Origin of the sequence: Pseudonocardia sp. SID8383, from assembly GCF_009864975.1 — a bacterium.
Taxonomy (GTDB): Bacteria; Actinomycetota; Actinomycetes; order Mycobacteriales; family Pseudonocardiaceae; genus Pseudonocardia; species Pseudonocardia alni.
In genome coordinates, this window is the sequence record NZ_WWFY01001091.1 from 1 (window position 1) to 1,362 (window position 1,362).

At 77.4% G+C, this 1,362-nt stretch carries 1 protein-coding gene; it reads left to right on the top strand.

Features of this window, described 5'->3' with window-relative positions; translation table 11 throughout:
- The first annotated feature begins 335 nt into the window (after window positions 1-335).
- Window positions 336-1,208, top strand: coding sequence for a 1,4-dihydroxy-2-naphthoate polyprenyltransferase (locus GTW08_RS26420; RefSeq protein WP_073576555.1), 873 nt, complete (start codon window positions 336-338; stop codon window positions 1,206-1,208).
- The last annotated feature ends 154 nt before the right edge of the window (window positions 1,209-1,362 follow it).

Below are 1,362 nucleotides of genomic sequence, written 5' to 3' on the forward strand. Positions count from 1 at the left end.
AGCCGGAACACCGACCGCCGGCGGGGCCACGGCGGGCACCCCCTCACCCGGGTCCACCGCCGCGCCCACACCCGCGGCCGAGGCCCCCGACGGCGACAGCCAGGCCGCCCGGGTGAGCCCCGGCTCCGCCCAGCGCGCCCCCTCCGGCACCTCCTGACCGCCCTCCCGGCCCCGTCGCACCGCAGCACAGGTGCGTCCCCGGACCTGGCATGGACAACCACACCCCTTTGCCGGTCCGCACACCTGTTGCAACGGGTGTGCCGACCGGCGCAGGGGTGTGGCCGTGCCGTGGGACGGTTCCGTCGCACGGCGGCGCGGCGGGATAGGTTGCCGGGGTGGCCACCACGGCAGAGTGGGTCGAGGGTGCGCGGCCGCGCACCCTCCCCACCGCGATCTCCCCCGTCCTCGTCGGGACCGGCGCCGCGCTCGGCGCGGGCGCCCTCGCCCCCGGTTCCGCGCTGCTCGCCGTCCTGGTGGCGGTCGCGCTGGTGATCGGGGTGAACTTCGCCAACGACTACTCCGACGGCATCCGCGGCACCGACGACGACCGTGTCGGCCCCCAGCGTCTGGTCGGCTCCCAAGCCGCCGAACCGGCCACGGTGAAGGCCGCGGCGTTCGCCTGCTTCGGGGTCGCCGCCGTCGCCGGGCTGGTGCTCACGGCGGTCTCCGGCCAGTGGTGGCTGCTGCTCGTCGGGGCGCTGTGCATCGTCGGCGCCTGGTACTACACCGGCGGCTCGCGGCCCTACGGCTACGCCGGGCTCGGCGAGGTCGCGGTGTTCGTGTTCTTCGGCCCGGTCGCGGTCCTGGGCACCATGCTGACCCAGGCCGGGCGCGTCGACGCCGCCGCCGTCGGGGCCGCGGCCGGTGTCGGGCTGCTGACGTGCGCGGTGCTGGTCGCGAACAACCTGCGGGACATCCCGGGCGACCGGGTCGTCGGCAAGCGGACCCTCGCGGTGCGGCTCGGGGACCACGGCACCCGGATGCTCTACCTCGCGCTGGTGCTGGTGCCGTTCGTCGTCGCGGTCGGTGCCGCGTTCGACCGGCCGGGCCTGCTGGTGGCGCTGCTCGCGCTGCCCGCCGCCGTGCGGCCGGTGCGGATCGTGCTCGGCGGGGCACAGGGCCCCGCGCTCATCCCGGTCCTCAAGGACACCGGCCTGCTCCTGCTGGCCTGGGGCGTCGCGGCGGCGGTCGGGCTCGCGTTCGGCTGAGCGCTCACGTCACCGCGCACCTCCCGCCGACGCGCCCCTGGGCGATCCGCCCCGCCCCACGTCGGACCGGGCCCGGACCGTCAGCGGGTCGGGCCGTCGCCCTCCGACGGGACCGGGTCGGACCCGCCCGGCACCTCGGCGCCGTCCGCACCGG